Source organism: Cellulomonas timonensis (assembly GCF_900046455.1).
GTDB lineage: Bacteria > Actinomycetota > Actinomycetes > Actinomycetales > Cellulomonadaceae > Cellulomonas_A > Cellulomonas_A timonensis.
Map to the genome: position 1 here is coordinate 858102 of NZ_FCOT01000012.1, position 23026 is coordinate 881127.

The following is a 23026-nucleotide window of genomic DNA, read 5'->3' on the forward strand; positions in this document are numbered from 1 at the left end:
CGCGCGCGCGCCGGTCCAGCGAGTCCGGGGTGATGCTAGGCGACGGCCGCCCGACGTGTCATCCGTGCAGGCCGGGCGCCCTGGAGGCGTGCGCGCTCAGCCGCTGGGCCAGGGGCGCCGCGCGCAGCACCGAGCGGGCGGCGAGCCCCTTGGTCGAGACGAGCAGGTCGACCTGTTCGCGCCGGTCGGGGAAGATCCGCGCGCCCGTGGAGTACCGCGCCTCGAAGGCCGGGTCGAAGAACGGGGCGTCCGTCGAGCCGAAGACGTGCGTCATCGCCGCGATGCGGCCGATGGACCCCGGGCTGTACCGGGCGTGGTCCTCGGCGTAGGCGTCCAGAAACCCGAAGTACGCGCCTCCGGAGCGCAGGCCGTAGCCGATCCAGAGCGTCTGGCCGCCTGCGGCGAGCCGGATGACGTGCAGGTCACCGTCCTCTCGGAACTGGGACACGACCTCGCGGAACCACCGCAGACCCGGCGGGTCCAGCCGCAGCGCCGCGCCGCCCTGCGTGCCATCCCCCTTCCACCCCGACGCCTGCAGGTCGAGGAACTCGTCGTCGGCGGCGGGGTCCGCGCTCAGGTCGTGCAACTCCAGGGGCCCACCGGTGGCGCGTTCCAGCCCGCGCACGCAGCGGCGCATGTTCCGTCGCTCGTCGGTGGGCATGTGGTCGGTGGCGAGAGCCGGTCGGACGATCGACGCCGCCACTGAGCCGCCGCGCGCGCCGGCGGCGGCGGCGGACACAGTGGACTCCTGGTCGGCGGGAACCGGCGTGCTGCTCCGGCGCGCGAAGGCGGTGACCTCCCGGCGCCGCTCATGCATCAGCATCGGGGTCCGGCCCACCGCCGTCGCGAGCGCCTCGGCGAGGACGCCGTCGCTCGGGAACCGCTGGAGCTGGACGAGCCCGGGCAGGCCCACCGACGTCATCCCGTGCAGCAGGGCCTCGAGCACCTCGGCCACCCGCCCGCCACCGCGCACGAGCGGGTGGTGGCGGTCGGAGTGCAGCGTCATGAACGCCCCGCCCGTCGCCGCCGCGCGCCCCGGCGCGCGGCGCGCCACCGGCTTGGTCGTGACCGCGAGCGCCGCGAGCCACTCCCCGAGCTCCTCGACCACGACGACCTGGAGGCCACCGGCCTCGACGCGCGCGCGGGCGGGGACGAGGAACCGCGGGTCCAGGTACACATTGGGCTCCACCGCCCGGTCGGCCAATCGCCGCCAGGCCTCGGCATCGGTCTGCGTCACCTGGGCCAGCGGGATGAGCCGTATGTGCACGAGGGTCCTCCGTCGGGCGTCGCGGGCCACGGGGGCGGACATTTCGGGCCCTTGTCCTGTCTACCCGTTTCGGGCGCGCGCCGGGCTCGGTTCGGGGATCCGACACAGGACCCCGACGTGACCGGGAGTCAGGCCCCGAGGCTCACAATCAGCGAGCAGACGGCCAGCACCAGCACCGCAGGCGTCATGACGGCGCGCTCCGACCGGCTCCTCGAGATGCCGTTCATCAGCACGCCGACCGAGAAATAGGCCGTCAGCACCCACGCGGCGGGCCGCGCGAACCCGTCCGGCAGCAGGTCGGCCATCCCCGCCCGATCGAGCAGCACCACCGCGAACACCGCGTAGACCAGCACCGAGACCGCGCTGCCGACGCGCAACCGAGTCGGCAGCACCTGCGCGTGCTGGCCGCCCCAGGCGAACCGCCCCCAGGGGGCGCCGAACGCCAGGCAAAGCTGGAAGACGCTCAGCGCCGCGAGGGCCACACACGCGGTCGAGGCCGCAATGGTCTGCACGGCGCCGACGCTAGCGGGCGCACGCGCGCGGTGACGCCGAAACGCGCTGCCGGCGATCATCACCGCGAGCGCCTCGGTGTCGCCGACCTCGAGGTCGCGTCGGCCGCCGGGGGGCGTGGTCATGGGCGTGGGCCCCGTTCGGGCCTGCAGGGCGTCGCGGCGGGTGACCTCGACCCGCCTCACGCGCGGTTCGGGGTGGCCCCTGCGTCTGCTGCCGCGTCTCGGGTCGCGGCGAGCGAGGCGAGCAGCGCGAGGCCGTCCGCATCAGCGGATCCGGGCGCCGCGCTGTAGGCGACAAGCATCAGCCCGGGCTCCTGGACCACCTGCATCACGTCGTAGTCGAGGGCCAGCACACCCACGTCGGGGCGCCGCAGCCCCGGCACCCGCCGCCGCCCGGTCGTCGGCAGCCCCACGTCGGGAGGTGTCAGCCGTGCGCGACGGGAGGCCAAGAAGTCCCGCACCTCATCCCAATGTCCCATGCCTCGACGGTACGAGAGCTGTGGCGCCCATAGCCACGCACTGCGAGTACGCCCATCCGCAGGGCGTTCCTCCAGTCGTGGCGCCGTGGTCGGGTGAGGACGCCGGGCGGGCGGGCCTCACACCTGGTGTGCTGGACAGAGCACCCCATGTCGACGGGGCTCGCGCCTCAGTCCTGGAGCACCACCAACGACCACCGGAGCACCCATGACCAGCACCTCCATGCCGACCCTCACGCTGAACGGCGGCGTCACCATGCCCGCCCTCGGCTTCGGCGTCTTCCAGACCCCGCCCGAGGAGACGGTCGCCAGCGTCCGCACCGCGCTGGACACCGGCTACCGCCTGATCGACACCGCCGCGGCGTACGGCAACGAGCGTGAGGTCGGCCTCGCGATCGCCGAGTCGGGGATCGACCGGGCCGAGGTCTTCGTCGAGACGAAGGTGTGGATCAGCGACTACGGCTACGACCAGACGCTGCACGCGTTCGACAAGTCAGCGGCCAAGCTGGGGCTCGACCAGATCGACCTGCTGATCCTGCATCAGGCGCTGCCGAGCCGCTTCGACCTCACCATCGAGGCGTACCGCGCCCTGGAGGCGCTGCTGGCCGACGGGCGGGTGCGCGCCATCGGCGTCAGCAACTTCATGCCCGAGCACCTGGACCGGCTGCTGGCGTCGGCGAGCGTCGCGCCCGCGGTCAACCAGGTCGAGGTGCACCCGTACTTCCAGCAGCCCGATGTGCAGGCCACCGACGCGGCGAGCGGCATCGTCACGCAGGCGTGGTCGCCGATCGGCGGCATCACCGCCTACCGCGACACCGGCACGCGCACGTTCGACGACCCGACGATCACCCGCATCGCCGAGGCCCACGGTAAGACCCCCGCCCAGGTGATGCTGCGCTGGCACCTGCAGGAGGGCCGCTCCGCGATCCCCAAGTCGACGAAGCCCGCCCGTATCCGGGAGAACTTCGACGTGCTGGACTTCGAGCTCACCGGCGACGAGCTCGCCGAGGTCGACGCGCTCGACCAGGGCGTACGCCGTGGCCCCGACCCGCCGGACATCACCCTGGAGTCGTTCGGCCGCCCCATCCCCGAGGCCTGAGCGCCGCCGTCAGCCGAAGGTGGCGAGGACCTCCCCGAACGCCCCCGTCGCGGCGACAGTGACGCCACCGTCCTCGGATCGGCGGGGGACCTGCTCGAGGCCGCCGTCCCGCCAGAAGAACACGTTCTCGCGGAGCCCGCCGGGACCGCTGGACTGGTTGGCGGCCATGCCGATCAGCGTCCGCATCGCCTCGATCACCGAGAGGCCCTCGAGGGGGTGCACGATGATCAAGGTGCGGTTCGGCACCGCCACCAGCACCCCGTGTCGGGGGCTCTCAAGCTTGAAGTCGGCGGCCAGCACGTCCCCGAGCACCAGGAGCCGGCTGGCGTGGAAGTACCCGCCGGTGCTGACGTGCAGGTCGCCCCCGCTGTCGAGGGCGTACACCTTCACCTGCTCCGCGGCCAGCGCCCGAAGGTTGCGCAGCCCGGTCTCGCGGACCGACGCCCACCCGCCGAGCCTGTCGATCGCCTTCGCGCCGCTCAGCGTCTCCACATGGTCCGGGTAGTCGATGCCGAGCACCGCCACCAGGTCGCCGACGATGTCGTCGCCCACCTCCATGCCGCCCGGGATCGCGTCGCGCTCGAGGACCCGCAGGTAGACCTGCTCGTCCCGGATGGGCTCCGGGGCGAGCGAGCCCTGCAGGGCAGGCGCCATCACGCCAGCGTGCTGGGCCAGGAGCGCGGGCCACTCCCGCTCGGGGACTGCGGCGGCCCTCGTGGCGATGCCGTGGAGCGGCAGGACGCCCTCTGACGCCCGCAACACGCCACCCTCCAGCACGGTCTCCATGCCAGCCTCCGCGAACGCCCGCTGGGCCGCGGAGGCGAACCGCGCCGCCTGCTCCACGGTGAACATCGGCAGGGCCTCGTCGGCAGGCCCCTCCTGCTCGCCCTTGCGCCGACCGAACCAGCCCACGAGCACCGCCCTCTCTGCGCCGATGCCCGCTGGCCGGCCGAGGATCGGCTGGGTCGAGGTCGGAGTAAAGCCCGGAACTTATCGCGGCCCACATCGCCCACGGGCGGGAATGGCGCCAGGGCGACGGGTGAGCGGCGCGAGCATTCCAGTGACGGGAGGCCGCCAGTGCCGACTTCCGGTGGGATTGATACGTTTTGCGCAGCGTCGCGTGTCGATGGCGGACTGCGCCAGGCATGGAGGCGTCGGACCCGGCAGGTGGGCACGTGACCGAGCAGGAGAAGAGCAGGCTCGTCGCCTGGAACCGTGAGCTGGCGGCGGCCCATCAGCGGCTGCGCGACGCGCTGCGCGTGACGCGCGATGCGCTCGACTCCGGCGACACCGGCTCGGCGCGCACCGACCTGCTGTTGTACTGCCACGGGTTCTGCACCGCCCTCAGCGCCCACCACGTCAGCGAGGACGTCGCGCTGTTCCCCGAGCTGTCCGCGCGTTGGCCGGCGCTGCGGCCCACGATCGCGAGGCTGCGGGAGGACCACGACACGATCGCGTCCCTGCTCGGGCGGCTCGACCGGGCCCTCGGCCGTTCCGCCCCGGTGGAAGAGCTCCAGCAGCACCTGGACGGGCTCGCCGCGATCATGGAGTCCCATTTTCGCTATGAGGAACGCCAACTCCTCGACATCCTCTCCACCTTGGAGCTCGACGCGGAGCCCCAGGCGATTCTCGGCCCACTCTGAACCATCCCCACCAGGAAGGACCGGCCCCATGGCTGCTGGCGCGCCCTCGCAGAAGGTCGTCATCCACGGGGCGGGCGGCGCGATCGGCGCCGCCGTCGCCGAGGGGTTCGCGCGCCGGGGAGCGGAGCTCTTCCTCGCTGGCCGCCACACCGCTGCCGTCGACGCGACAGCGGACCGCGTGCGCGCGCTGACGACCGCCCCCGTGCACGTCGCCGAGGTCGACGCGTACGACCAGGCGGCGGTGACCGCGCACACCGACGCGGTGGTCGACGCCGCCGACCGCCTCGACGTGATGCTGAACGCGGTGGGGATCCCGCTGGTGCAGGGCGTCCCGCTGCTGGAGATCAGCCTCGACGACGTCCTCGCGCCCGCGACGAGCTGGCTCCGGACGCAGTTCCTCACCACGCAGGCCGCCGCCCGTCACATGGCGCCGCAGGGCAGCGGGACCATCCTGACGCTCTCCGCGTCCCCCGCGAGGATGTCGATCGCCGGAGTCGGCGGGTTCGCCGCGGCATGCGCTGCCGTGGAGGCGCTCACGCGCACCTTCGCCGCCGAGGTGGGCCCCTCCGGTGTGCGCGTGGTCTGCCTGCGGCCGCAGCGCATCCTCGACACGATCGGCGACACCCCCGACCTGCCGATGCCTCTCGAGGACTTCACCCAGTTCCTGGAGTCGCTCACCAGCAGCAAGTCGCTGCCCACCCTCGCCGACGTGGCCCAGATGGCCGTCTTCCTCGCCGAGGGGGGCGCCTGCGCCATGAACGGGGCGATCGTGAACCTCACCTGCGGCATGAGCCCGGACTGATGAGGCCCACGCACAGCGCCCACGCACAGCAGAGGGGCGGCGCCCGACCGGGCGCCGCCCCTCGTGATGCGTGTGCTGGCTATGCCTGCGGGCTCAGTCGGAACCCTGCGCTGCCCGCCGTGCTCTCCACGTCGAGCTCCTGATCAGCGAGCGTGGTCGAGGTCTCCGGGGAGACGAACACGTGCGCCGGCCCCTCGGTGATCACGTCGTCGCCGGGCGCGGGCTCGGTGACGAGCGAGAGCTCGAAGCTGCCGATCTGGTCGGGCGACTCCGCGATCCGCAGACCGCCCGAGTCGGGCAGGCCCGCCTTCGAGGTGAGATCGGCGACTGCACTGCGGGCGTTCTCGGTCAGGGTGAGCACGGGTGCTCCTCTCGTTTCCGGTGAGGACGCCGCCCTGCCACGCACCTGGGTCCGGGCAGGGGGGAGGCGCCTTCGGACCGTCCCACGGTCACAAGGCCCGCCAGGCCCCGCAACCGGGTGTCCGCTGGGCGAGACCGCGTCCCGAAGGCTAGACCTGGCCGCCCGAGCCTCCCGTCCCCTCCCCCGGCCCGTCGCCTGTCGCCTCACCAGGCCCGTCGAGCGCCGCTCGGGGAGGGCGGGATGACGCACAGGGCGCCCCGAGGGCGGGACGGCCGGCGGCTTTCCCGGGCGCGACTGGAGGCCCTCGACCATGGCCCGCTCGTCGCGTCCCGGATCCTCGTCGCGCCCCTCGTCCTCGCCCTCGTCACGGTCGGCGTCCTCGTCCCCCGCGGCGCCCTCCTGCGCCCCGGCGCCCTCGTCACGCCGTGCTGCCTCGTCACGCCGTGCCGCCTCGTCGCGCGCGGCGTGCTCCTCGCGTTCGGCGATCACGTCCTCGCCCGGGCCGGCGAAAGCCCGCGAGCGCTCGATCGCCTCGATGCTCCCGGTGAACAAGCTCGAGTCGCTCGTGAGGTCGATGCGCTGCGTCTCGTCCGAGCTGCGCGGAGCGGGCTGCTCGCCCTTCGCGCGGGTCGACACGCGCGCGCTGCGGCGCCCCACGATGCCGGGCGGGGCGTGGCCGGCGGTCTGGTCACGCGCAGCCTCCCGCGGGGTGGCGGCCCGCTCGGGCGCCGACGGGGTGGGCGCGCGCGATGCGGGGACCCATCGGCGCAGGCCACGCGTCGGCCGCGCCCCGGTGTCCTCCTCGTCCTCGTCCACCACGCTCACCAGCGCGACTGTCCGGGTCCGCGGAAGCGCCTGTGGCGCCTCGCTCCGGAGCCATTCGACGAGCCCCTCGCGCAGGAAGCAGCGCAGGTCGAACAGCGTGCCGGCGTCCCGGGCGCTCGCCAGGGCGCGCAGCCGCACGAAGCCCTGCGTCGCGTCAGTCACCTGCAGCACGCCCACCCGGCGGTCCCACAGTGGCGTGCTGGCGAGCAGCCGCGACATCTCGGCGCGCACGTCCTCGACGGGCACGTCCCAGTCGACGTCGATCTCGACGGTGCCGAGCAGGTCGGCGGCCCGACGCGTCCAGTTCTCGAACGGGGTGGTGGTGAAGTAGGTCGACGGCAGGATCAGCCGCCGGTCGTCCCATACGTGCACCACCACGTACGTCAGCGTGATCTCCTCGATGCGCCCCCACTCGTTGAGGACGATCACCACGTCGTCGACCCGGATCGCGTCGGTGAACGCGAGCTGCACCCCGGCGAAGAAGTTCGCCAGCGAGCTCTGCGCCGCGAGCCCCGCGACGATCGACAGCAGCCCGGCCGAGGCGAACACGCTCGCGCCGACGCCGCGGGCCTCCGGGAACGTCATGAGGATGCCCGCGAACGCGCTGATCACCAGCACGGCCACGGTGATCCGGCGCACCACGGTGATCTGGGTGCGGATGCGGCGGGCTTGGCGGTTGTCGGGCAGATCCATGCGGTACCGGCTGAGCATCGCGTCCTCGACCACGAACGCGAGCGTGCCGATGAGCCAGGACACGGACGCGACGAGGGAGATGAACAGCGCGTGCCCGACGATGCGGGTCCAGCGCGCCGGGTCCGTGGAGAGCCAGACGCCGATCCACACGGCGATCAGCAGGAAGGTGACCTGCAGCGGCGCACGCGACTTCCTCGTCAGGTCGGCCGCGATCGCGTACCGCTTCGCCACCCGGCGTGCGATGACAGAGACGATCGCAGCCGCGATGAGCGCCCCGATGGCGCACGCGACCAGCACGAGAACCGGGACGAAGACCTCGCTCGGATCGTCGACCGCGGCGGCCAGGGTCACCAGGTCAGGGTAAGCACGCTGGGCGACGGGCGCGCAGCACGGGCGCGGGCGGGCTGCGCGTGGTGAGGTCGACGGAGCGATGGTGGAGGGAGGTCACGCGGTGCGTGTGCTCGTGACGAATGACGACGGGGTCGCGTCGCCTGGCCTCGCGGTGCTGGTCCGGGTGGCGCAGGCCCTGGGCGGCGACGTGCTGGTGGCCGCCCCCGCGCATGACGCGTCCGGCTCGAGCGCGGCGTTGACAGGCGCCGAGCACTTCGGCCGCGTCGAGGCCGTGGAGGCCCGGCCGCCAGGCGTCCCCGATGGCGTGGAGTGCCTCGCCGTCGACGCGACGCCCGGGCTGATCACGCTCGCCGCCGCCCGTGGGAGGTTCGGCCTGCCGCCCGATCTGGTGCTCTCCGGCGTCAACCGAGGGCCCAACACGGGCCGGGCGGTGCTGCACTCGGGCACTGTGGGAGCCGTGCTCACCGGCGCGACGCATGGCATCGAGGGGCTTGCGGTGTCGCTGGCCTCCGCCGACCCCGCGCACTGGGACACCGCCGAGGCGTGCGCCATCGCCACGATGCGCACGCTGCTCGCCGCCCCGGCCCCCGGCCGGGCTGCCAACCTCAACGTGCCCGATCTGCCCCTGGCCGGGCTGCGGGGTGTGCGGCGCGCGCGGCTCGCGGCGTTCGGCGCCGCGCAGGCCCACGTGGAGGAGCGGGACGGCGGCGAGGTCGTGGTGACCTACTCCAGCCCTGACGAGTCACCCGACGACGACACCGACTGGGCGCTGCTCGCCCGCGGATGGGCCACCTTGACGCTCATCAACCCGCCCACGTCTGACGACACCTCACCCCTCGGGCCGGTCACACTGCCGGGCTGATCCCGGCGGCCCCAGTGGCTCAGGTGAGCGCGTCCGCGATGAGCAGCATCGTCACCAGGAACCCGGTGACGAGGTTGAGCCACAGGAAGCGGCGCCACCCGCGGTTCGCGCGCTCGCAGTCCGCGTCGCGCACCGACCAGAACGCCGCGGCGTTCAGCGCGTAGGGCAGTGGCAGCAGCGCCGCCAGCCAGCCCGGCCACGGCAGCAGGGCGAGCACGGCGGCCGCCAGCAGGTAGGCCACGGTGGCCGCGACAACCGTGGCGTGGGCGCCCAACACCGTCGCCACCGACCCGATGCCACCCGCGCGGTCCGCCCGGACGTCCTGCACGGCGCCGAACGCGTGGGAGGCCATGCCCCACAGCGTGAACGCGACCAGCACCGGCCACACCGGGCGCGCCGCCAGGTCCGCGCCCACCAGCACCAGCGCGTACAGCAGCGGCCCGACGAAGTGCATCGCCGAGGTGAACGAGTCGAGCACCGGGCGCTCCTTGAAGCGCAACCCTGGCGCCGAGTACGCGACCACCAGGAACAGCACCGCCAGCAGCGTGATCCCCGCGCCCACAGAGCCCTGGCCGAGCAGCCACGCCGTGAACGGCGCCGTCGTCACCACGCAGGCCCACAGGATGCGCCGGTGCACTGTCCGCGCGACGGCGGGGTCCGCGAGCGCCCCCTCGATGCCGCCCTTGCGCGGGTTGCGCAGGTCGGAGGCGTAGTCGAAGACGTCGTTCACGCCGTACATCAGCAGGTTGTAGGGCGCCAGGAAGAAGAGCGTGCCGACGACGAGCAGCACGTCGACGCGTCCGCCGGTGGCGACGAGGTACCCGGCGGCGAACGGGTACGCGGTGTTGATCCAGGAGAACGGCCGTGAGGCGGCGACCCCCTGCCTCACCCGTCGGTCCCGTCAGCCCTGTCCGGCGCCGGCGCCGACACATGCGCGTCCGGCGCCCGATCCCGCCGCCGGCGCCCCAGCACCGTCCACAGCACGGGCATCGCGATGCCGGCCGCGATCGGGTACGCGAAGTCCTCGAGCGGGGCGCCCCACACCCACACGCCCAAGATCTTCGAGGGCTCGTACGTGTACAGGCCCACCTCGATCATCAGGGTGTCGAAGATCAGCGTGAGCATCAGCAGGTGCGCCACCGTCCAGACCACCGCCCAGCCGCGCAGACGGCGCAGCACCGGCGCGCACACCAGGCACAGCACGGCGAGCACTGCGACGTTGAGCACCGCGTTGGTCATCGGTCGCGCTCCGCCGTCTCGCTGGGCTCGGCCCTCTGGCCGTGCTCCCGCCCGGCGGCGGACCTGTCGAACCAGCGCCACGCGAGCAGCGCCAGGTAGCAGAGCAGCGCCAGGAAGAACGCCTCCTCCACCGGCAGCTCGGGCGCCAGCAGCAGGCCCGTCATATGCGGGCTGTCGCCGCGCGCGAAGATGCCGAGCAGCAGCCCGGCGCCGTCCCACGCGAGGAACCCCGCGACGCCGATGCCGACGCACAGGGCGGACCGTCGCCAGTCGGACCAGAAGGCGAGCCGGTGGGCGCGGTCCAGCAGCGCGAGGCCGCCGAGGGACACCAGCAGGGCGCCGAGGTAGGCGAGGCCGATCACGGGCGCCTTCCCGGCGAGGCGCCGGGCCACAGGCCGCGGGGCAGCGCCGCGTCCAGGAACCCGCGGCGCAGCGGCGCCGGCAGCGGGCGCGGCGACGTCTCGCCGAGCAGGCGCTTGACCACCAGCTCGGCGCTGATCAGGCACATCGGCAGTCCCACACCGGGGATCGTGCCAGCCCCGACGTGCAGCAGGTTGGGGACGCGCGGCGACGCGTCGCCGGGTCGGAACATGGCGCTCTGCCGCAGCGTGTGCTCCATGCCGAGGGCCGTGCCCCGCCATGCGGAGAAGTCCCGTGCGAAGTCCGCGGGCCCCACCACGCGCCGGGTGACGACACGTCCGCGCAGGTCGTCGATACCCGCCCAGGCCCCGACTTGGTCGAGGAAGCGGTCGGCGTGGGCTTCGAGCTGTGCCCGGGAGGCCGGATCGGCGCCGAGTGCGGCGTCGGCCGGGAACGGGACCAGCAGGAAGAGGTTCTCGTGGCCGGGTGGCGCGGCGCTCGGGTCGGTGGCGGTGGTCCGCGAGACGTAGGCGGAGGCCACCTGCGGCACGCGCAGCGTCGACGGGTCCGCGCCGGCGCGCTTGCCCAGGATGTCGTCGAAGTTCCCGGCCCAGTCGCGCGTGAAGAACAGCGAGTGGTGCGCCAGCTCGGGCAGCTCGCCCCGCACGCCCGCCATCACCAGCATCGACGAGATCCCCGGCCCCCGGTCCCGCCACCACGGCTCCGGCAGTGAGCGGTGGCGGGGGCCCAGCAGCGCGGTCTCGGTGTGGTGCCGATCGGCCCCGGACACCACGAAGTCGGCCTCGACGAGCTCGCCGGACGTGAGCCGCACGCCGCGTGCGACGCCGGTGCGCCGGGGATGCCGCAGGCTGCGCGCGGCGGGCTCCACCTCGATGGACGCGACATCGGCCCCGGTGCGGATGCGCACGCCCTGGTCGCGGGCAATGCGCTCCAGCGCCTCGATCAGCGTGTACATCCCGCCGCGCGGGTAGCGCACGCCGTCCACCAGGTCGAGGTGGCTCATCAGCGAGTACAGGGCGGGCACCCGGTATGGCGACGAGCCCAGGAAGACCGCGTGGTACCCCAGCACCTGGCGCAGCACCGGGTGCTGGACGACGCCGGCCACCTTGTCGGCGAGCGGCCGGGTGAGCAGCCCGGCGAGGGTCCGGGCCCTGCGGAGCACGTCGGCGGACAGCGCCCGGTCGGGCCGTTGGAACGTCGTGTAGAGGAAGTGGTCGAGCGCGATCCGGTAGGCCTCGCTGGACTCGGCGGCGTAGGCGCGCATGGCCTCGCCGGCGCCGGGCTCGAGCGCGTCGAAGGCCTTCCAGTTCAGCTCGGCGTCGGCGGAGACCTCCAGCATCGCGGCCGGCCCCGCCCCCACGGGCTCCGGGAACACGCGGTACGCGGGGTCGAGCCGCATCAGGTCCAGGTGGTCGTCGACACGCTCGCCGAGCAGCGCGAACAGGTGCTCGACGACCTCGGGCATGAAGTACCACGACGGCCCGGTGTCGAACCGGAACCCGTCGAAGGACGCGGCGCCCACCCGGCCGCCGACGCTCGCGTGCCGCTCCAGCAGCGTGACCTGGGCGCCGCCCCGCGCCAGCAGCGCCGCCGTCGCCAGGCCCCCGATGCCGCCTCCGACCACCACCACCCGGCTCATGCGCCCATCCTCGCGTCCTGCGGCAGGCGGTGACCCGCGCCACCGCCGCGCGCCTCTGCGGCCACCGACCACAGCACGACCGCCACCTTGCGCGGCCCCCGCACCCGTAGCCGGCGCGCCAGCAGCTCGTCGGGCGGGGTGGCCGCCAGCCGCGTCAGCAGCGTGTCGTAGAGCCCGAGCGTCGCGGCGACGGCGAGCCGTGCGCGGCGCGGCAGCCGCGGCAGCGCGCCCCGCGCCACCCGGAGGTCCCGGCCGATCTCGTCGAGGATGCGGTCCAGCTGGGCGCGGTCCAGGGCCCCCGGCCGCACGCCCGGGAAGTAGCACCTGCCAAGCTCGCCGGAGTCCACGCCCAGATCGCGCAGGAAGTTGATCTTCTGGAACGCGGCGCCCAACGCCCGCGCGCCAGCGACCAGCCCCGCGTCGGGGCGCCGCACGGGCTCGCCCGGGGCCCGGTCGGCGTTGAGGAACACCGCCAGGCACATGAGCCCCACGACCTCCGCGGAGCCGTAGACGTACCGCTCGTAGCTCTCCTGGTCGTGCACCCGCACCGTCAGGTCGGCGCGCATCGACGCGAAGAACGGGTCGAGCTCGGCATGCCCGATGCCGGTCCGCGCGGCCGTGGCGGCGAACGTGTGCACCACCAGGTTCGTGGAGTAGCCCGACACCAGGGCGCGGGCCGTCTGCGCCTCGAGCTCGTCGAGGAGCGGCCCGGCGTCCGCGCCGCGGTGCGTGTCGACCACCTCGTCGGCGATCCGCACCAGCGCGTAGACGGCCTCGATGTCGTGGCGTGCCTGGCGCCCGAGCAGGCGTGCGCCCAGCCCGAAGGACGTCGAGTAGCCGGCGAGCACCACGCTGCTGGCGCGGGCCGCGGTCCGGTCGTAGAGGGCCAGGGCGGTGTCGCGCATCAGCTCCCCCTCCCGTCGAGCTCGTCCACCATCGCGACAAGGCGCCCCGCGAGGGGTGCGGGCAGATTCTGCACCGCGCACTCGCGCGCGGCCCGCGCCGCGCCGCCGGCCAGGGCGAGCGCCCGGTCTCGGGCCCCGCACGCGGTCATCAGCTCGCGCACCTGGGCCGCGCCGTCCTCGTCCAGGCCCGGGTCGCCCACGCGGTGGTCCAGCAGCTCGCGTCCGGCGTCGTCGGCGAGCAGGTACGTCAGGCGCAGCAGCTCGGTGCGCTTGCCCTCCCGCAGGTCGGAGAGGGCGGACTTGCCGGTGCGCGCCGGGTCGCCGAACACGCCCAGGTCGTCGTCGACGAGCTGGAAGGCCACGCCCAGCGCATTGCCGAACTGCTCGAGCCGTCCGTGGACACCGGCGGGCGCGCGCGCGAGCAGGGCGCCTGCGGACAGGGGCCCGGTGAATGAGTAGGCGGCGGTCTTCAGCTCGGCAATCCGCAGCGGGTCCACGTCGGACGGGTCGCGCAGCTCCGCGTCGATGTCGAGCAGCTCGCCCGCGACTGTGGCGCCGAGCGTGCGGGCCATCAGCGCGACGACCGCCACGCGCAGCGCCGGGTCGACGGGCGCCGCGGCGACGAGCTCGAATGCGGACACCAGGGCCAGGTCGCCGCCCAGCAGGCCTGCGGCCAGCACCTGGTCGTCCGCTGCGGGTCCAGCCACCCCGGCCTGCGCGAGCCGGGCGCGGTGGGCGCCGGCGATGTTGGGCTGGCCTCGGCGCACCTCGTCGTGGTCGAGGAGGTCGTCATGGGTGAGCATCGCGGTGTGCACGAGCTCCTGCGCGGCGGCGACCGGCGCGACGGCCTCGAGGTCCGTGCCGCCGAGGCCCAGGTAGGCCGCGACGGTGAGCCGGGGGCGCATGAGCTTGCCGCCCACCTGGTCGGCAACGGCCGACCAGAGCTGGGCGTAGGGCTGGGCCACGTGCGCGGCGCGCTCGAGCCTGCCGGCGAGGTACCTGTCGAGCACGGCTGTGGTCGCGGCCATCGCGGCGTCGACTCGGCGGGCGAGCCCGTCCGGGTCGGCCTGCTCGTGGACACGGGTGTGGGACTCGGCGGTGCTGACCTGTTCGTTCACGGTCCCCTCTCCCCACATCGGAATGCTCAGCATACTGAGCATGGCGTAGATCGCTAGCCCGTGCTCCAGGCTCCCACCTGCGGCGATCCTCGGCAGGCCCGAAATGTCCAGCGGTAGGGTGGCGGCATGAACTGGCTGGTCACCGGCGGCGCCGGGTACATCGGATCGCATGTCGTCCAGGCGTTTCGGGAGGTCGGCCTCGGCGCTGTCGTCCTGGACGACCTCTCCAGCGGGCACGCCGAGTTCGTGCCCGACGACGTGCCCCTCATCCGCGGCTCGATCCTCGACACCGACCTCGTCGCCGGCACCCTCGCCGAGCACCACGTCACCGGCGTGGTGCACCTCGCCGGGTTCAAGTACGCCGGCGTCTCCGTCGACCGGCCGCTGCACACCTACGAGCAGAACGTCACGGGCACGAGCCACCTGCTCGCAGCGATGGCGACCGCTGGTGTCGACGCGATCGTCTTCTCGTCCAGCGCCGCCGTCTACGGCACCCCGGACACCGACCTGGTGACCGAGCAGACGGCCACCGCGCCCGAGTCGCCCTACGGCGAGTCCAAGCTCATCGGCGAGTGGCTGCTGCGCGACCAGGGCCGGGCCACCGGCCTGCGCCACACGTCGCTGCGGTACTTCAACGTGGTCGGATCCGGCTCCCCCACGCTGTACGACTCCAGCCCGCACAACCTGTTCCCGCTGGTGCTCGACGCGCTCGCCGCAGGCCGCACCCCCCGCATCAACGGCGACGACTACCCCACCCCCGACGGCACCTGTGTGCGCGACTACGTGCACGTCGCCGACCTGGCCGTCTCGCACGTCGCGGCCGCCCAGGCGCTGGCCGGGGGGCGCGCGCTCGAGCCCGTCTACAACCTGGGCAGCGGCGACGGCGTCTCAGTGCGGCAGATCATGACGGCGATGGCCGACGCCACCGGCATCGAGTTCACCCCCGACGTCGCCCCGCGCCGCCCCGGCGACCCGGCCCGCATCGTCGCGTCCGGCGCCCTGGCCGCCCGGGACCTCGACTGGAAGATGCGCCACACGCTCGCCGACATGGTCGCGTCCGCCTGGCGGGCCCACACCCGCTGACCCGCCGGGCGCGGCGCCCGCTACCGGCTACTTCCGCAGGTCGTCGAGCCGCGCGGCCACCTGCTCCAGCACCCGCTCCGACCCGGCATAGACGCCGCTGGCCCGCGGCCAGTGCACGACGACGTCCGTGAAGCCCAGCGCCACCGCGCGCTCGACGCCCTCCATCAGCAGGTCGACGGAGGCCAGCGAGAACATCGGGGCGCCGTCCAGGCTCAGGTAGCGCCGGCGGGGCCCCACGTCCGGCCCGGCGGCCTCCCGCTCCTGGGCCAGGACGTCGTCGAAGTCGGCGACCATGCCCGCCAGCCCCGCCCACCAGTGCTCCTGCGCCACCCCGGGCGCCAGGCCCTCCTCCTCGGGGCCGAACGACGGGCCGAAGGTCGCCCACCCCTGCCCGTGACGCGCCGCGACGCGCATCGCCCGCGGACCGTTGGCCGCCACGACGAACGGCGTCCGGGGCCGGGCCAGCGTCCCGGGCAGCATCCGGGCGTCGTGCGCCTCGTAGAACTCGCCGACATGCTCCGTGACGGGTTGCGTGAGCAGCTGGTCCAGCAGCCCCACGAACTCCTCGAACCGCCGAGTGCGCACGCCCCGCGTCGGCGGCGGACCCAGCACCGACGCGTCGAAACCCTCCCCGCCGGCGCCGATGCCCAGCAGGAACCGCCCACCGCTGATGTCGTCGAGGCCCATCACCTCTTTGGCGAACGGCACCGGGTGCCGGAAGTTCGGCGACGCCACCCACGTGCCCAGCCCGATCCGCTCGGTCACCGCCGCGGCCGCCGCGAGCAACGGGACCGTCGCGAACCACGGCTCGTCGACCAGCGACCGCCACGAAAGGTGGTCGTAGGTCCAGGCATGGTCGAAGCCGTACTCCTCCACACGCCGCCAGCGCTCGCGCGCCTCGCTCCAACGGTCCTGCGGCAGCAGCACCACGCCCAGGCGCAACGGTTCGCTCATGGGACTCACGCTATCCGTGGACGCCGCCGCCGTTCGGCCCCAGCCGCTCAGTCCCAGCCGCTCAGTCCCAGCCGAGCTCGTGCAAGCGCGCGTCGTCGATGCCGAAGTGGTGGGCGATCTCGTGCACCACCGTCACCGCGACCTCCTCGACCACCTCGTCGCGGTCCTCGCAGATCGCAAGCGTCGGGTTGCGGAAGATCGTGATGCGGTCCGGCAGCGAGCCCATGGCCCACCACTCCCCACGTTCGGTCAGCGGCGTCCCGTCGTAGACTCCGAGCAGGTCGGGCTCGCCCTCGGGCGGGTCGTCCTCGACCAGCACCACGACGTTGTCGATCTGCGCGGCCAGCTCCGGAGGGATCAGGTCGAGCGCATCGCCGACGGCCACCTCGAAGTCCTCGCGTGACATCTCCACCATGACGACCATCCTGCCGCGCCGCACCGGGCTCCGGAACCACGGCGCAACAGGGGGTCACACCCCTTCTGACCTGCGGTTTTGGTGTTCCTGGCTCCCACACCTTATGGTTATCACCGGTCAGAAGACGCCTCGACGTCAGGGGCAGTCCCGCCCCCATCGTCTAGCGGCCTAGGACCCCGCCCTTTCACGGCGGTAGCACGGGTTCGAATCCCGTTGGGGGTACGAGCAGTACTGCAGGAACCTTGTCTCACCACAAGGCCCCGTAGCGCAGTTGGTTAGCGCGCCGCCCTGTCACGGCGGAGGTCGCGGGTTCAAGTCCCGTCGGGGTCGCTCGATATACGCCCGGTCATTTGGCCGGGCGTTGTCGGTTCGGCCACTTAGCTCAGTTGGTAGAGCGTTCGACTGAAAATCGAAAGGTCGGCAGTTCGACCCTGCCAGTGGCCACAGAACGAGCCCCGCCCGGAGTCCCGGTGCGGGGCTTCGTCGTCTCCGGATCACGCGGCCGGCCCGCGACGGGCGCGGCGCCCACCCCGTCCCGTCACACGGCGCTCATCTGCCCGAGTGGCCCCGGAAACATCGGCACGCCACGATGCATTTGTCCGCTTCGCTCGTCCGAGGGAAAGTGTGGTCCGCCCGTGCTCAAGAAGTCCCGCTCCGCCGCGTCCGCCACCCGCACGCTCACCTTCGCCCTGCCGGCGTCCACGCTGCCCGTGAGCGTCGTCGGCACGTTCAACGACTGGACGCCGGGGGCGCACCCACTGCGCCGCCGCTCCAACGGGACGGCCAGCACGTCCGTGACGGTCCCGGTCGGGACGACTGTGCGGTTCCGGTACCTGGGCGACAACGGGCTCTGGTTCGACGACGCCGACGCCGACGAGATCACCGCGGACGGCGGAGTCGTGCTGGCCTGAGGGCCTGCGGCGCGCGTCGTCCACCCGGGCGATGTCGGCGCCCGTCACTACGGTGCGCACATGCACACCGTGACACGTGGCGAGGGCCGCCCGATCCTGCTCATCCACGGCTTCGGCGTCGACCATCGCCTGCTCACCAGCCTCGACGGGGCGGTCGCCGCCGCCGGGCCGTGGCGCCGGGTGTACGTGGACCTGCCGGGCATGGGTCTGAGCACCGACCCCGTCTCCAGCTCCGACGACGTGCTCGACGCCCTCACCGACCTGGCCGCCGTCCAGTTCGCCGAGCCGTTCGCGGTGCTGGGCTCGTCGTACGGAGGCCTGATGGCCCGAGCCCTCGCCGCGCGGCTCGGCGACCAGGTGGCCGGTCTGGCGCTGCTGGCGCCCCTCGCCACCGACGGCGACCCGGACGCGCCACCGAAGCACGTCGCCCACGCGGACCCGGCCCTGCTCGCCCGGCTCAACCCGGCGGACGCGGCGGAGTTCGCAGCGATGGCCGTCCGCCAGACGCCTGAGGCCTGGGCGCTGTTCCGGGACCACGCCCTGCCGGGCATCCGCGCCGCCGACCAGCCCACGCTGGCGCGCATCCGGGCGCAGTACGCGCTCTCTCACACCGTCGAGCCCGCGGGGTACGCGTTCACCGGCCCCACCCTGGTCGTCACCGCACGGCACGATCAGGTCGTCGGCTACCGCGACGCCCTGGCCCTGCTCCCGCACTACCCCCGGTCGACGTTCGCGCTCTTGGACGACGCCGGCCACAACGTGCACCTCGACCAGCCCGCCGTCGTGGCGGCACTGCTCCAGGAGTGGCTCGCCCGGGTCGCCTCCGCGTCGCCCGCCGCTCGTCCGGCCGCTAGTCCGGCTGCACAGGCTGGTGCGCGGTGACGAGGGCGGCGTCGAGCTGCTCGAGGATGGCCCGCCCCTCCTCCACGTCCCAGGGGGTGCCGGCCAGCTCGAACTCGAAGAGCATCGGCCGACCCGAGCGGCGGGCGATCTCCCGTGCGGCCATCTGGTAGTGCTGTCCGAAGTTCCGGTTGCCTGATCCCATCACCCCGACGAGCCGCCGGCGGTTCGCCTCCGAGCGCAGGAAGCGCCGGACGGCCTCCGGGATCGTGTCGTTGCTGTCGTTCCCGGTCTTGTAGGACGGCGTGAGCAACACCCACGGCCCGTCGACCTCGCTCAGGCGGTGCTCGCGCTCCGCGAGGTTGAACACGGGCCGCTCCAGCCGCTCGGCGAACGAGCGCACCAGCCCGCTGGCGCTCGAGTAGTAGTAGAGCGGGGTCTGTCGCATCCGTCGATGCAACCAGGGATCGACGGCATCGCTGCCGGGACGATCGTCCCGGCAGCGATGTCTCGGCCACCACTCGCGCCGGTCACGGCGTCAGGCTCAGGCCGCCGCCTTCTCCTCGGCCTTGGCCTCGGCGATCGCCCTCTCCAACTCCTTGCTGTCGGCCTTGAGCTGCTTCTTCAGGATCTTCTTGCCCCGCGACAACGCGGCGTCGACTCGGGCCTCGACGTCCTCGGCGGCGACGATCAGCACGGCGCTCTGGCCACTGTCGAGCTCCTCGCCGAGCTCCTTGAGGTCCTTGCGGCTCACCCCGCCGACCACGTGCCCGGTCAGGGCGCCCAGCACCAGGCCCCCGCCGGCGCCCCAGGCCAGCCCCGCGCCGATGACCACCGCCGGGAACAGCGCGCTCAGCGCGCCCACCGCCAGGCCGATGCCGAGCCCGGCGACGCCGCCCTGGATCACCGGCTGCTCGTGGCGCTTGACGATCTTGACCTTGCCGTCATCACGGCGGGTGACGACGGCAGCGTCGTAGGTGTCCCCCAGGTCCCAGTCCTCGTAGAGCGTCCGCGCGGCGTCGTAGTCGGCGAGCGCGGCGTCGGTGTCGTCGTAGGTGTTGATGATGATCACGTAGCTGTCCAGTGGCATGACGTGGCTCCGTCGCGGTCGTGAGGCGCTGGGATCAACACCTCTGCACTCCATTGAAGGCGGGCCACCGGCGGCTGCAACCGGCCGCACGGCGCGCTCCGGGCGGATCTGGACCGGGCCTGGGCATCCCCATCGCCCGCCGGCGCCGTCCCGCCGGGTGGACTTCCGCGTCTTACCTGCACGTCTATACGGGGAACGGGCGCACGCGGGGCCTAGGCTGTCGCGCGCGCGGCGACGACGCCGGCGCACCATGCCGATGGCGGAGGTTTCCGTGAGCGAGTCCCCCGGCCCCGAGCGCACCCGCTCCGGCCGATTCTTCGATCGATTCACCGAGCCGATCGCGGGGATGGCCCGCGACAAGATCGGGCAGGTCGAGGACAAGGTGCGCGCCTCGGTGCAAGCCGAGATCGACGTGGTCTCCCGCGCGGTCAAGGCGAAGGCCGTCGAGGTCCGGCCGAGCGCCCTCGCGTTCGCCGCAGCCGCGCTCCTCACGGTGCTGGGCGCCGCGCTGCTGCTCGGAGGCGCCGTGGTGGGCCTCGCGCATGTGGTGTGGCTGTGGCTGTCGTTCATCCTGGTCGGCGTAGCGGTCATCCTGCTCGCCGCGGGATTCGCCGCATGGGGCCGCAGCCACCTGCCCCAACCGGCCCGTGTCGCCCCGCCCGCCCCGGACCCGGTCATCGAGGAGCAGGTCCACCCCTGGGCCGACTGAGGCCGAACGGCGCGCTGAACGCGCATGTCGGGCCTGTGACCAGCAGACTGGGGCATGGCACGCAAGCCTGGTGCGGACGGAGGGTGAGGTCATGGTCACGGGATCGCAGCGCGAGACGGAGGATCGCCACTCGATCGGTCGGCTCGTCAGCCAACTGAGCGAGCAGGGCGCGCGCCTGGTGCGCGCGGAGATCGATCTCGCCAAGGCGGAGATGGCGGCCCGAGCGAAGCAGGCGGGCATCGGGATCGGCCTGCTGGTCGGCGCAGGGCTGTTCGGCTTCTTCGCGTTCGCCACGCTCATCGCCACAGCGGTGCTCGGCCTGGCGACCGCGCTCGACGCATGGCTCGCCGCGCTGATCGTGGGGGTGGCGCTGCTGGTCATCACCGCGATCCTCGGGCTGCTCGGCAAGAACCGCCTGCAGGCGGGGATGCCGCCCACGCCGGAGGCCGCCAAGGAGAACCTGAAGCTCGACGTCGAGGCAGTCAAGGGAGGCATCCGGTCATGACCGACCCGAAGATCACAGCGCTGGAGTCCGAGCTCCGCGCCACCCGCGCGCAACTGGCCGCGACAGTGGACGAGCTGACGACGCGGCTGGACCCGCGCCGTCAAGCCTCCGAGGCTGTCGAGAACGGCCGGCGCCTGGTGCGTGACGCGGTCGGCAATGACCCGCACACCGACCCGAACGCCCGTCAGCGGGCCCGGGTGATCCTCGGAGTCGCAGGCGCCGCCGTGGGCTTGGTCGTCGCCGGGATCGTCCGCAAGCTCTAGCGCGGCAGCCGTGACGCGCGGGCCTCGACGGCCCGGGCGGACCAGGCCGACCACAGGTGCTGCGCGGCGTAGGACCGCCACGGGCTCCAGCGACGAGCGATCCGCTCGGCGGTCCGCTCGCCGACTGCCGCGCCGGCGCCCCCGGGCAGCTCGGCCAGCGCCCGGCGGAGCACGAGGTCGCCGGCAGGGAACACGTCCGGCGCCCCGAGGGCCCGGAGCGCCAGATAGTCAGCGGTCCACGGCCCGATGCCCCGCAGCGCCACCAACTGGGCCCTGACCTGCGCCACGTCCACGTCCGGGCCGGGCTCGAGCGAGAGGCCGTCCACGACCGCGCGGGCCAGCACGCCGATGGCGGCGGCTCGCCCCGTGTTGAGCCCGAGCGCGCGCAGCGCGTCGACGGGCAGGGCCGCCAACCGCTCCGGCCCGGGGAACAGCCACAGCCCGTGGCTGCCGGGCTCCCCGAAGGCACGCACCAGGCGCCCTGCGACCGTGCGGGCCGCGGAGGTGGAGACCTGCTGGCCGAGCACCGCACGCACGGCCAGCTCGAACGGGTCTGATGTTCCGGGCACCCGGAGCCCGGGCCTGGCCTGGATCAACGGCCCGATCAGCGGATCGTCGCCGAGCGCGGCGGAGATCGCTGCCGGGTCGGCGTCGAGGTCGAGCCAGCGGCGCAGGCGCGCCGTCACCGTGGGGATGTCCCCCTCGGCGGCGCCAGCCACCACGGCCTCGAGGTGCGAGCCGTCGGCGGCCAGCACCACGGTCGCCCGCACTGGTCCAGCGCTGCCCGTCAGCAGCCGTGTCACCGCGTGCTGCCCCTGTGAGGGCGAGGCGTCGGTGGAGGCGCTGCTTGCGGCGATCTCGAGGCCAGGTATCGCCCGATCGCTGACGTGCCGGTACCAGGCGACGGCGTCGAACGGCTGCCGGTGCGGCAGTGGCAGCCGAATGCCGTCTGCTGTGGTCAGTGTCACGTCAGCGACGGGCGTGCGCCCGGCCGGCGCCCATTCCGCAGCCTGTTCCGCACCGCGAGCACGACCGGTCGATCCCTGAGCCGCGCACCGTCCATGATGCGGACGGCCTGGGGGAAGAGTGTGGACCGTTGCGCTCCGGCCGCCGCATGGCGGGACCGGGCGCTCATCGTGCTCAGCGGGACGTGCGGCGCCGAGAACGTCAGGCCTTGCCCTCACGCGGCTGCGGAACGCCGTTGAGGAGCTCGCGGACCTCGGACTCGCGGTATCGGCGGTGTCCGCCGAGCGTGCGGATCGACGAGAGCTTGCCCGCCTTCGCCCACCGCGTCACTGTCTTCGGGTCGACCCGGAACAGCGTCGCGACCTCGGATGGGGTGAGCAGGGCCTCGGACTCTGCGGGGTGTGCGGACATCGACTGCCTCCAGGTGGCGCACGGCCCGCGTTCCGGAACGTGTGTCCCGTGGGCCGTGCAGTCTCGTGTGTCGTGCTTCCGACCGAGGCGTCACCGCAGCGTCCGCAAGCGGAAGCCAGGTGATGCCCTGCCCCCTGCAGCGCTGTCGTCTAGCATGGCGTACCTGGTCGAAAGCCGCATAAGGTTCACGGGCTGCGCGGCTGATTCTCACGAACGTCTCATGCAGACGGTGCGTATCGGTCACAACTAGAGTAATCCCTACCGTCCGGTCGGTGCAGCCCCAGACCACGCCTCGACCACCACCCAGGCATCGACACCGGCGCCCTCGGGACGCGAGTGGTCGGAATAGCAGCCGAGCATGTACCGTTGCCCCACGAAGAGACGATTCAGCACCCCGGGGCCGCACGTGTACGCACGGTGCCGCCCCGCATCCACGTAAGAGGGGGTCGATGCCATGGGGCGCGGCCGTCAGAAGGCTAAGCAGACGAAGGTCGCCCGGGAGCTGAAGTACTTCAGCCCGGAGACCAACTACAGAGCACTCGAACAAGAGCTCACGTCGCGAGGCCACAACGATGTCGTGACCGACAGCCGCCGTGCTGTGGACACAGACGACGATGCGGACGGGTCGGGCGACTACCGCCCGTGGGCAGACGAGCGCTGACGCCTCCAGCGTCAGCGCAAGGGCACGTCGCGATCCCCAGAGCAC

General features: G+C 73.2%; 28 protein-coding genes and 3 tRNA genes. 14 read left to right on the forward strand and 17 right to left on the reverse strand.

The genetic code is table 11. The annotated features are described in order from the left end of the window. Positions 1 to 58 precede the first annotated feature (58 nt). From BN3788_RS12410 to BN3788_RS19335, 3 genes are all read right to left on the reverse strand, one after another. Complete coding sequence (locus BN3788_RS12410) at positions 59 to 1267, reverse strand: GNAT family N-acetyltransferase (RefSeq protein WP_147525125.1); 1209 nt, start codon at positions 1265 to 1267, stop codon at positions 59 to 61. 128 nt (positions 1268 to 1395) lie between these two features. Beyond that, positions 1396 to 1902, reverse strand: a complete 507-nt coding sequence (locus tag BN3788_RS12415) for a hypothetical protein (protein WP_315969762.1) — start codon at positions 1900 to 1902, stop codon at positions 1396 to 1398. A 56-nt stretch (positions 1903 to 1958) separates the two neighbouring features. Next, positions 1959 to 2258, reverse strand: a complete 300-nt coding sequence (locus BN3788_RS19335; RefSeq protein WP_082812845.1) for an MmyB family transcriptional regulator — start codon at positions 2256 to 2258, stop codon at positions 1959 to 1961. A gap of 205 nt (positions 2259 to 2463) precedes the next feature. On the opposite strand from BN3788_RS19335, the gene BN3788_RS12425 reads away from it, so the two are divergent. Continuing rightward, the gene (locus BN3788_RS12425; protein WP_234346633.1) at positions 2464 to 3354 is read left to right on the forward strand and encodes an aldo/keto reductase; all 891 of its coding nucleotides are present in this window, start codon (positions 2464 to 2466) and stop codon (positions 3352 to 3354) included. A 9-nt stretch (positions 3355 to 3363) separates the two neighbouring features. Here BN3788_RS12425 and BN3788_RS12430 read toward each other — a convergent pair whose 3' ends face one another. After that, positions 3364 to 4266 carry a hypothetical protein gene (locus BN3788_RS12430; RefSeq protein WP_147525126.1) on the reverse strand — a complete coding sequence of 301 codons (903 nt, stop codon included), beginning with the start codon at positions 4264 to 4266 and terminating at the stop codon, positions 3364 to 3366. Positions 4267 to 4529: 263 nt separating this feature from the next. On the opposite strand from BN3788_RS12430, the gene BN3788_RS12435 reads away from it, so the two are divergent. Both BN3788_RS12435 and BN3788_RS12440 read left to right on the forward strand, forming a co-directional pair. Then, positions 4530 to 4997 (forward strand): hemerythrin domain-containing protein, encoded by a 468-nt coding sequence (locus tag BN3788_RS12435; protein WP_066587193.1) that lies wholly within the window; start codon positions 4530 to 4532, stop codon positions 4995 to 4997. A gap of 28 nt (positions 4998 to 5025) precedes the next feature. Then, positions 5026 to 5799 carry an SDR family NAD(P)-dependent oxidoreductase gene (locus BN3788_RS12440; protein WP_066586410.1) on the forward strand — a complete coding sequence of 258 codons (774 nt, stop codon included), beginning with the start codon at positions 5026 to 5028 and terminating at the stop codon, positions 5797 to 5799. A 79-nt stretch (positions 5800 to 5878) separates the two neighbouring features. On the opposite strand, the gene BN3788_RS19855 is transcribed toward BN3788_RS12440, so the two are convergent. Then, positions 5879 to 8029 (reverse strand): mechanosensitive ion channel domain-containing protein, encoded by a 2151-nt coding sequence (locus BN3788_RS19855; protein WP_234346634.1) that lies wholly within the window; start codon positions 8027 to 8029, stop codon positions 5879 to 5881. Between the two features lie 100 nt (positions 8030 to 8129). Between BN3788_RS19855 and surE the strand changes: the two genes are divergently transcribed. After that, positions 8130 to 8891, forward strand: coding sequence for a 5'/3'-nucleotidase SurE (gene surE / locus BN3788_RS12450; protein ID WP_108723851.1), 762 nt, complete (start codon positions 8130 to 8132; stop codon positions 8889 to 8891). A gap of 19 nt (positions 8892 to 8910) precedes the next feature. On the opposite strand, the gene BN3788_RS12455 is transcribed toward surE, so the two are convergent. From BN3788_RS12455 to BN3788_RS12480, 6 genes are read right to left on the reverse strand one after another with little or no spacing between them, the layout of a single operon-like run. Next, complete coding sequence (locus tag BN3788_RS12455) at positions 8911 to 9780, reverse strand: prenyltransferase (protein ID WP_066586413.1); 870 nt, start codon at positions 9778 to 9780, stop codon at positions 8911 to 8913. After that, positions 9777 to 10130: a lycopene cyclase domain-containing protein gene (locus BN3788_RS12460; RefSeq protein WP_066586415.1), complete on the reverse strand. Its 354-nt coding sequence runs from the start codon at positions 10128 to 10130 to the stop codon at positions 9777 to 9779. Before BN3788_RS12460 ends, BN3788_RS12455 begins: the two co-directional genes overlap by 4 nt. Beyond that, the gene (locus tag BN3788_RS12465; RefSeq protein WP_066587196.1) at positions 10127 to 10492 is read right to left on the reverse strand and encodes a lycopene cyclase domain-containing protein; all 366 of its coding nucleotides are present in this window, start codon (positions 10490 to 10492) and stop codon (positions 10127 to 10129) included. The genes BN3788_RS12460 and BN3788_RS12465 overlap by 4 nt, the downstream gene beginning before the upstream one ends. Next, on the reverse strand, positions 10489 to 12150 hold the full coding sequence (gene crtI, locus BN3788_RS12470; RefSeq protein ID WP_066586423.1) for a phytoene desaturase family protein: 1662 nt from the start codon (positions 12148 to 12150) through the stop codon (positions 10489 to 10491). The genes BN3788_RS12465 and crtI overlap by 4 nt, the downstream gene beginning before the upstream one ends. Continuing rightward, on the reverse strand, positions 12147 to 13055 hold the full coding sequence (locus BN3788_RS12475; RefSeq protein ID WP_066586425.1) for a phytoene/squalene synthase family protein: 909 nt from the start codon (positions 13053 to 13055) through the stop codon (positions 12147 to 12149). Before BN3788_RS12475 ends, crtI begins: the two co-directional genes overlap by 4 nt. Further along, positions 13055 to 14173, reverse strand: a complete 1119-nt coding sequence (locus tag BN3788_RS12480; RefSeq protein WP_147525127.1) for a polyprenyl synthetase family protein — start codon at positions 14171 to 14173, stop codon at positions 13055 to 13057. Before BN3788_RS12480 ends, BN3788_RS12475 begins: the two co-directional genes overlap by 1 nt. A 126-nt stretch (positions 14174 to 14299) precedes the next feature. On the opposite strand from BN3788_RS12480, the gene galE reads away from it, so the two are divergent. Then, positions 14300 to 15256 carry a UDP-glucose 4-epimerase GalE gene (gene galE, locus BN3788_RS12485; protein ID WP_066586429.1) on the forward strand — a complete coding sequence of 319 codons (957 nt, stop codon included), beginning with the start codon at positions 14300 to 14302 and terminating at the stop codon, positions 15254 to 15256. A 27-nt stretch (positions 15257 to 15283) separates the two neighbouring features. Here the strand turns inward: galE and BN3788_RS12490 are convergent, their stop codons facing one another. After that, positions 15284 to 16210, reverse strand: a complete 927-nt coding sequence (locus BN3788_RS12490) for an LLM class flavin-dependent oxidoreductase (protein ID WP_082812849.1) — start codon at positions 16208 to 16210, stop codon at positions 15284 to 15286. Between the two features lie 61 nt (positions 16211 to 16271). Next, positions 16272 to 16625, reverse strand: a complete 354-nt coding sequence (locus BN3788_RS12495) for a metallopeptidase family protein (protein WP_066587198.1) — start codon at positions 16623 to 16625, stop codon at positions 16272 to 16274. Between the two features lie 149 nt (positions 16626 to 16774). Here BN3788_RS12495 and BN3788_RS12500 point away from each other — a divergent pair. The 5 genes from BN3788_RS12500 to BN3788_RS12520 all read left to right on the forward strand — a co-directional run bounded on the left by BN3788_RS12500 (position 16775) and on the right by BN3788_RS12520 (position 18418). After that, positions 16775 to 16847 (forward strand) — tRNA-Glu (locus tag BN3788_RS12500). Between the two features lie 34 nt (positions 16848 to 16881). Beyond that, a tRNA-Asp gene (locus tag BN3788_RS12505) sits at positions 16882 to 16955 on the forward strand. A gap of 41 nt (positions 16956 to 16996) precedes the next feature. Next, positions 16997 to 17069: transfer RNA gene (locus BN3788_RS12510), tRNA-Phe, on the forward strand. A 191-nt stretch (positions 17070 to 17260) separates the two neighbouring features. Then, a complete protein-coding gene (locus BN3788_RS12515; protein WP_066586434.1) occupies positions 17261 to 17536 on the forward strand; it encodes an isoamylase early set domain-containing protein in 276 nt (91 codons plus the stop codon). Positions 17537 to 17596: 60 nt separating this feature from the next. Continuing rightward, positions 17597 to 18418: an alpha/beta fold hydrolase gene (locus BN3788_RS12520; RefSeq protein WP_066586437.1), complete on the forward strand. Its 822-nt coding sequence runs from the start codon at positions 17597 to 17599 to the stop codon at positions 18416 to 18418. Here BN3788_RS12520 and nrdI read toward each other — a convergent pair. Both nrdI and BN3788_RS12530 read right to left on the reverse strand, forming a co-directional pair. After that, positions 18387 to 18824, reverse strand: a complete 438-nt coding sequence (gene nrdI / locus BN3788_RS12525; RefSeq protein ID WP_066586439.1) for a class Ib ribonucleoside-diphosphate reductase assembly flavoprotein NrdI — start codon at positions 18822 to 18824, stop codon at positions 18387 to 18389. The two genes, BN3788_RS12520 and nrdI, sit on opposite strands and share 32 nt — an antisense overlap. Before the next feature lie 96 nt (positions 18825 to 18920). Further along, a complete protein-coding gene (locus BN3788_RS12530; protein ID WP_066586441.1) occupies positions 18921 to 19466 on the reverse strand; it encodes a DUF1269 domain-containing protein in 546 nt (181 codons plus the stop codon). A 271-nt stretch (positions 19467 to 19737) separates the two neighbouring features. Here BN3788_RS12530 and BN3788_RS12535 point away from each other — a divergent pair, with 271 nt between their 5' ends. From BN3788_RS12535 to BN3788_RS12545, 3 genes are all read left to right on the forward strand, one after another. Then, complete coding sequence (locus BN3788_RS12535; RefSeq protein WP_066587200.1) at positions 19738 to 20175, forward strand: phage holin family protein; 438 nt, start codon at positions 19738 to 19740, stop codon at positions 20173 to 20175. Positions 20176 to 20266: 91 nt separating this feature from the next. Continuing rightward, positions 20267 to 20680, forward strand: a complete 414-nt coding sequence (locus BN3788_RS12540; protein WP_066586443.1) for a phage holin family protein — start codon at positions 20267 to 20269, stop codon at positions 20678 to 20680. Continuing rightward, positions 20677 to 20943: a DUF3618 domain-containing protein gene (locus tag BN3788_RS12545; protein ID WP_066586446.1), complete on the forward strand. Its 267-nt coding sequence runs from the start codon at positions 20677 to 20679 to the stop codon at positions 20941 to 20943. The genes BN3788_RS12540 and BN3788_RS12545 overlap by 4 nt, the downstream gene beginning before the upstream one ends. On the opposite strand, the gene BN3788_RS12550 is transcribed toward BN3788_RS12545, so the two are convergent. Next, entirely contained in the window at positions 20940 to 21911 is a 972-nt protein-coding gene (locus BN3788_RS12550) for a DNA-3-methyladenine glycosylase 2 (RefSeq protein ID WP_066586449.1), read from the reverse strand. The two genes, BN3788_RS12545 and BN3788_RS12550, sit on opposite strands and share 4 nt — an antisense overlap. 199 nt (positions 21912 to 22110) lie before the next feature. Then, the gene (locus tag BN3788_RS12555) at positions 22111 to 22320 is read right to left on the reverse strand and encodes a BldC family transcriptional regulator (RefSeq protein WP_066586452.1); all 210 of its coding nucleotides are present in this window, start codon (positions 22318 to 22320) and stop codon (positions 22111 to 22113) included. Between the two features lie 454 nt (positions 22321 to 22774). Between BN3788_RS12555 and BN3788_RS12560 the strand changes: the two genes are divergently transcribed. Next, the gene (locus BN3788_RS12560; RefSeq protein ID WP_066586455.1) at positions 22775 to 22981 is read left to right on the forward strand and encodes a DUF3073 domain-containing protein; all 207 of its coding nucleotides are present in this window, start codon (positions 22775 to 22777) and stop codon (positions 22979 to 22981) included. Positions 22982 to 23026: the final 45 nt, after the last annotated feature.